A 5,922-nucleotide genomic window follows, 5' to 3' on the forward strand; every position below is an offset into this window, starting at 1 on the left:
CGAGCTGCGAGCGATCTCACACAGTGACCGCAAGAGCGACGATGTGGATGCGGAGAAGCTGGCTCGTTACGCTCGTCTTGATCCTGAGATTCTCCGGCCGATCTCTCACCGCACGGTCGAGCAGCAGGAGGCCCTGACCCTGATCCGCGCTCGAGAGCTTTTGGTTCGACTGCGAACCGCAGCGGTGAACGCAGTGCGTGGGTTGACGAAGGCTTGCGGTCACCGTATGCCGGCTTCGTCCACGAAGTGCTTCGCTCAACGAGGTCAGACCGCGATGCCGCCAGGGCTGAAGTTGGCACTCGGTCCGATCCTTGCCCAGATCGCAGAGATGACTCTCAAGATCAAGCAGTATGACCGGGAGATCCAGCGTATGACTCAGACCGAGTATGCCGAGACACAGCCCATGATGACGATTCATGGAGTCGGCCACATCACCGCTCTTACGTTCGTTCTGACGCTCGGGGATAAGGCACGATTCGGCCGAAGTCGAGATGTAGGTTGCTACCTTGGGCTACGACCAAAACGCAGCCAGTCGGGCGAACGCGATCCGCAGCTCGGCATCACCAAGGCTGGCAACGCTTATCTTCGAAGTCTGCTGATAGAGTGCGCCAACCATATCCTGCGACCACACGGTCGAGACTCAGCCCTTCGACAGTGGGGCTTACACCTGGCTGCCAGAGGCGGGAAGCAGGCGAAGAATAAGTCCGTCGTGGCAGTCGCCCGCAAGCTTGCCGTCTTGCTCCATCACCTCTGGACCACACAGGAACCGTACATCCCGTTCTATCAACAGGCCGCCTGAAGATGATCCTGTTTACCCGTTGCGTCGACACCGCGTTCCGATGACTGCGTGCGCGTTTTGGTCCCCCAAGACCGTCCGATAAATAGCAGCATCGACTCTCCTCTCGAACCCCAACCGGCACCGAGTCCAGATCCATCCGACTCATCAGAGTGCGAATACAAACCCGGTGGAGAGCAACGACAACAGCAAAAGCAAAGACCCTGATAAGGAAAAAAACATTGACATCCGTGACCTGCTCATACAAAACGCGTATGTCGTCATTTGACCGCCGCAGGCAATAACGGAGAAGGTGCAGCAACGAGACGAGACTGTTACGAACTTCGTCACCTCAAGTCGCCCTGTGAGGATCACTTCCGTGAAGCCGACTCATGAGGATTATTTGCCGTGCGGGCACCATATTGATCAGCTCATTTGAGCAGTCGGCTCTATGCGGAATGCATATTCTGGGCACACCGTTGAAGCATGGACCGTAGTGTAACGATCTCCTCGGCAGTAAAACCGACTGTCATGCTCTTCTCCACATCATCAATTGCTTCGCGTGCCCTTGCCAGCACCTCAGTGCCTTTTTGCGTCAACTCACTCTGCATGATGCGTCCGTGTGTCTGGTGAGGAGTTCGGTGCAAGAGCCCCATCTTTTCCAGGTTGGCCACGATCCCCAGCATGCTCTGTGCTGTGACAAAGGCCCCACGTGCAAGGGAGGCATTTGAAACGCCCGGTTGCCGCTGAACTGCGGATAAAACGTTGAACTGTGCCGTGGTCACACCTAGATGGCTGAGCTGGTCATCCATGCTCGTCCGGAGTGCGTGTTGTGCTCGCTTGAGCACGTATCCTAGCCGATCCGCCATCGGATGTTCTGGTGCCATGTTCGTCCATGTGTCTTCCACGCTTGACATATAAGGTTCCTTATATATTATAAGGACCATGACAACATTCCGCAAGCACAGGACTACGCCAAAATTGATCGGGCCAAGCTTTATTGCGCTCCAGGTACGCGACCTTGAGGCTTCCAAAACCTTCTACGTCGAGCAGATCGGTCTCACTGCGTCCCCGCACAATCCACCGGGCGCGGTTGTCTTCAATACCAAACCTGTCCCGTTTGCGATCCGGACACCGATGGTTGACCTCGATGCAACGAGCAAGCTGGGATGGGGCGTGTCTCTTTGGATCGCCGCAACGGATGCCGATGCACTCCACGCGCAACTGGTGGAGAAAGGCGTACCCATCCTTCTCCCTCCTGCCGATGGACCGTTTGGGAAATTCTTCGCCTTCCGTGACCCGGATGGATACGCAATTACCGTCCACACAGAAAAGCCAAAGCAGGCAACGGCAACGTTGGATGCAAGCAGCGGATATCTAACATTCATCAACACCTTCTCCGTCGAACCTGAAAACGCGGACCGCTTGGTGGAGAACCTGCAGAAGGCTACAGAAGAGATTTTTCGAGATCAACCCGGCTTCATCTCGGCGAACCTCCACGTCAGTCACGACCGACGCAAGGTCGTCAATTACGCGCAGTGGCGATCCAAGGAAGACTATGCGGCCATGAGCAAGCTGCCCGGCATTCAGGCGCACATGAAGGCAGCCGCGGCGTTGGCGACCGGGTTTGATCCTGTCGACTACGATCTCCGCGCCGTGATGCTTGGCGAAGGCGAGTAATAAGTTTCTTCAGCCTGAGGGAGGTTCGAATTGGCACTCGCAAAGGTCAGACACAAAAGCCATTGGGTTGGGGTCGCAAGCCGCGACCATGTGCTTGGGGCCGTTCAAGGCGGCTTCTGCCAACTGGGCCACGGTAAGGAGTCTTTGGTGCGCCCGTTGAAGGCCGGCGACCTCATCGTCTTCTATTCGCCACGCGAATTCATGGGAAGCGGACCTGTCCTGCAGGCTTTCACCGCTGCAGGAACCATCCTTGACGAATCTCCCTACGTAGCGGAGCAGTCTGCGTGCTTTCATCCATATCGCCGCCGGACGAAGTTTTTCAAAAGTAGACAAGCACCCGTCCGGCCGCTACTACAGGAACTGACATTTACCCAAGGGAACGAGAATTGGGGCTTAGCGTTTCGCAGAGGAGCTTTCCAGATCACTGCGGACGACTTCAAGAGAATTGCAAAGGCCATGTTCATCAAATCTGAAGATCTATCGTCAACATTCGCCCCGAGTAACAGAGCGATTGAGAACGGTCATTCCAATCAGTCCTCATAATCGCAATTCTCTTTACCGATCCAGGCGTCTGCAACGTTGTCCACTTCCAAATCTGTCGCATAAGGTATTGAATCTCGACAACTGCAGCAAGAAGACCTCGCCTGGACGGCGTGCTGTTTGTGCGACAAGCCGAATGGGCGAGAGTACTCACAGCCAAATTGAGACGTACTCTCGTAACCCAACGGATTCGCTCTCAGGGCATCATTCGCGTTCGGTGGCGACGGCTGCACCAACTCTTGAGCTCTGGGACAACTTGCGGTGCATCAGCAAGCCGGCGATGAGAAAGTAGACTCCGCCGAAGATCGCGTAGCCTCCGAGGTCTTTGATATGCGTCTTGTCGTGGAGCCCGCCCAGAATGAAGGCCACACCTGCCCCCGCGGACTGTAGACCGCTCAGGATCATCGCCCACTGCCCGCCCAGCTGTTTCCTGCGAGAGATTCCGACGGCAAGTTGCGCAACTCCGGCAGCGAAGGCCCAGGCACCGAAGGTGACGACAGCCTGCTGAGGAGACTTGAAGGCCGTCAGGGCTATCCCGATCGCCGCGAGGGATCCCAAGACCGCATTGACGTATTGTGCGGTGGGTGGGCCGGAGTTGGAGCGGGTGGAAGACCTCAGGTCGTACACGGTGCAAGCGACGTCCCACAGCGGGTAGAGGATCAGGAGCCCAGCGGCCAATGCAGGATTGCTGGCTGCGGTTGCGAGGACGATGCCGGCCCAGAGTAATTGGACGGCGGTGCGAGTGAAGTAGAGGTTGCGTAACGAATGCGCTTGTAGCTGTTCATTGGGGGCGGAGTTGGACATAATAATTCCTTTAGCTATCTTCTAGTTGGTAGGTTGAGAGGTAGGCGAAAACCTTGCAGGCTTTGCTGGCTAGGGCTTACGCGTGGAGATACGTTGTAAGGCGCTGGTGGTAACGGCTTGGAATACATCGCAGCTTCCAAGGGCTCGGGCGGACAGCATGGCGCCGTGGACAGTCGCCATGAAAGTTTGTGCCTCGTCTTCCGCGGTTCCCTGGAGTTTCAAGGAGCGCTTCCTGACACCTTCTTCGAGAGTCTGTCGAATCCACTCGCTCAAGGCCAGAAAGTATTGCTGGACTTCTACCCCTACTTCTTCGGGAAGACTTGGTAGTTCCGCTGCCAGCAGCGCCGCTATGCAGAACGGCTGGCTCTTGTCGCGAATGCAACCCTCCCAGTGCTGGACATAGGCCTGGAGGCGTGCCAGGGGGTCGTCAAACTTTTGCGTCAGGAACTGTGTCGCCTGCAGCAATCCCTCTCGATGAGCTTTGAGGACTGCGACAACCAAACCTGCTTTCGTCGGAAAGTGATGATGAATACTGGCCTTCCGAATTCGGACAGCTTCAGAGATATCGGCGTAGCTGAATGCTGAGTAGCCGCGATCGGAGATCAGGGCTTTGGCCGTTTGGAGGATGCGATCTGCGGTTTCACCTTGCATGCGTATGTGACTACCAACTAGTAGGACAGGATACAAAGAATTTTGATCGAGAAGCATTCCTCCTCGGAAGAATCCTGGCAGCACCACTTCCGCAGCACAAGCATCGAGAAATCCGGGGAGTAGCCCGGACTCGCTCAATTTCCTGGTGGCCACCCACACTCCCAGTCGATTCTAGTTCTCAGACGGTGTTTCGAGATGATCGATGACCATCACTTGAACCGGAGCTTTTGTGGTAACGAGCTTCAGCCCAATTTGCTCTTGGATCGCGGTGTAAAGGCCGGGAGGAGCGTTGGGATCGTCACGGGAGTGCATCGGATCACCGGGACAGTAGCTCTGTGATTCATCGGGCGTCCATTTAAGGTCGAAGTCGTATCGATCATGCAGGCCGGTTTGATCGACGACGGGCTTATCCATGAAGGCCTCCTGCATCCCTCCGGCGACATCGGCAACGGAAGCGTTCCGGACAGTGAGAATAACCTGACAGTTGTAAGAAAAGCCAGTGCTATCGCTGGACTTGCGTGTGGTCAGCGCAAGCTTGGGTCCACCTTTGGCGATTTGAATTGCATATGCCGAAAGTTCGCGGGATTCGTAGTGAAACGCGAGCTTGAAACGAGAGACGAGCAGTTTTTGAAACATCAGCCGGGACTGCGTGAGGTTGGGATGGCCTACGAAGTCGGGCACACCATCGATATCGAAATGCGTGTCAAGGAGAGATGACTCCCCGGCGACGATCTGCTTCGCGTGAAGGCCGTAGGAATAGGCGATGAGCTCGCCGACGGAAAAATTATATGCAGCGACGTAGCGTCCGTTGGTCCGAATACCCGTGCCGTGCGAGGCAGAGGTATCGCTTAGTTTGATAGTGGCGACGTCGAACGAGGGATCCGCATTGGCAGGTGTGGTCGGGAGCGCCTCAGAGCCGGGGAGCCGGGATGTGGACGACACGGCCGTTTGAGCAGGTGCGACGGTCGGAATCGCCATGATCGCAAGCGAGAGGATCAGAATGGCTCTAGTGGGTCTGAACACTGCAAAGGCTCCGACTGGGTTGGGTGAGAATATCGGCTGCCCACAATCATAGATGTTCGAGGGGGGACCCACCTTCTTAACGAACTGTGCATGCTCGATGGCATCCGTCATAAGCTTGCCGCCAGTATCCCCAAGCTCTCCTGTCGCGGATACTGTAATCGGAGACGTAGCACCTTTCAGAGCGTCTGTTAGACGTTCCCCTGCGGAGGGCGCACCACTGTTCTGGCCAAGACAGCTCGACGCGAAGACCAGCAAGGGCAGCCACCTGAATCGCATAGGGACTACTATGCCATACCGGCCACGCACATCAGCCCCAAAGGGGCGGTATATCCCAGCCTTGTATCTTTCGAAATGAAGCGTAAAGATAGTTTGCGTTTCGGTGGAGAGGCCGTTCCCAGCCGAGGCCTGCGGAGCAGAGCCTGAGCCCCAGATCGGCCCTCCGTCCCTCT

The 5,922-nt window shown here is 56.2% G+C and carries 7 protein-coding genes; 3 read left to right on the top strand and 4 right to left on the bottom strand.

All coding sequences use genetic code 11. The features are described from left to right. The coding region (locus GSQ91_RS21535; RefSeq protein WP_216845353.1) for an IS110 family transposase at positions 1-799 on the top strand (799 nt) is incomplete at its 5' end. Between the two features lie 425 nt (positions 800-1,224). Here the strand turns inward: GSQ91_RS21535 and GSQ91_RS21540 are convergent. Further along, positions 1,225-1,692, bottom strand: coding sequence for a MarR family winged helix-turn-helix transcriptional regulator (locus tag GSQ91_RS21540; RefSeq protein ID WP_158823794.1), 468 nt, complete (start codon positions 1,690-1,692; stop codon positions 1,225-1,227). A 28-nt stretch (positions 1,693-1,720) separates the two neighbouring features. On the opposite strand from GSQ91_RS21540, the gene GSQ91_RS25770 reads away from it, so the two are divergent. Both GSQ91_RS25770 and GSQ91_RS21550 read left to right on the top strand, forming a co-directional pair. Beyond that, positions 1,721-2,455, top strand: a complete 735-nt coding sequence (locus GSQ91_RS25770; protein WP_158823795.1) for an antibiotic biosynthesis monooxygenase — start codon at positions 1,721-1,723, stop codon at positions 2,453-2,455. 30 nt (positions 2,456-2,485) lie between these two features. Beyond that, complete coding sequence (locus GSQ91_RS21550) at positions 2,486-2,998, top strand: EVE domain-containing protein (protein WP_158823796.1); 513 nt, start codon at positions 2,486-2,488, stop codon at positions 2,996-2,998. 201 nt (positions 2,999-3,199) lie between these two features. Here the strand turns inward: GSQ91_RS21550 and GSQ91_RS21555 are convergent, their stop codons facing one another. The 3 genes from GSQ91_RS21555 to GSQ91_RS21565 all read right to left on the bottom strand — a co-directional run. Next, on the bottom strand, positions 3,200-3,799 hold the full coding sequence (locus GSQ91_RS21555; protein WP_158823797.1) for a hypothetical protein: 600 nt from the start codon (positions 3,797-3,799) through the stop codon (positions 3,200-3,202). A 69-nt stretch (positions 3,800-3,868) separates the two neighbouring features. After that, positions 3,869-4,450: a TetR/AcrR family transcriptional regulator gene (locus GSQ91_RS21560; protein WP_158823798.1), complete on the bottom strand. Its 582-nt coding sequence runs from the start codon at positions 4,448-4,450 to the stop codon at positions 3,869-3,871. Positions 4,451-4,621: 171 nt separating this feature from the next. Beyond that, on the bottom strand, positions 4,622-5,922 hold a 1,301-nt coding region (locus tag GSQ91_RS21565; protein WP_216845355.1), incomplete at its 5' end, for a TIGR03435 family protein.

Origin of the sequence: Granulicella sp. S156 (genome assembly GCF_009766105.1) — a bacterium.
Classification (GTDB): Bacteria; Acidobacteriota; Terriglobia; order Terriglobales; family Acidobacteriaceae; genus Granulicella.

Coding starts and splice junctions, on each gene's coding strand:
- GSQ91_RS21540 (WP_158823794.1), bottom strand. CDS start 1,692: ATGTCAAGCGTGGAAGACACATGGACGAACATGGCACCAGAACATCCG.
- GSQ91_RS25770 (WP_158823795.1), top strand. CDS start 1,721: ATGACAACATTCCGCAAGCACAGGACTACGCCAAAATTGATCGGGCCA.
- GSQ91_RS21555 (WP_158823797.1), bottom strand. CDS start 3,799: ATGTCCAACTCCGCCCCCAATGAACAGCTACAAGCGCATTCGTTACGC.
- GSQ91_RS21560 (WP_158823798.1), bottom strand. CDS start 4,450: ATGCAAGGTGAAACCGCAGATCGCATCCTCCAAACGGCCAAAGCCCTG.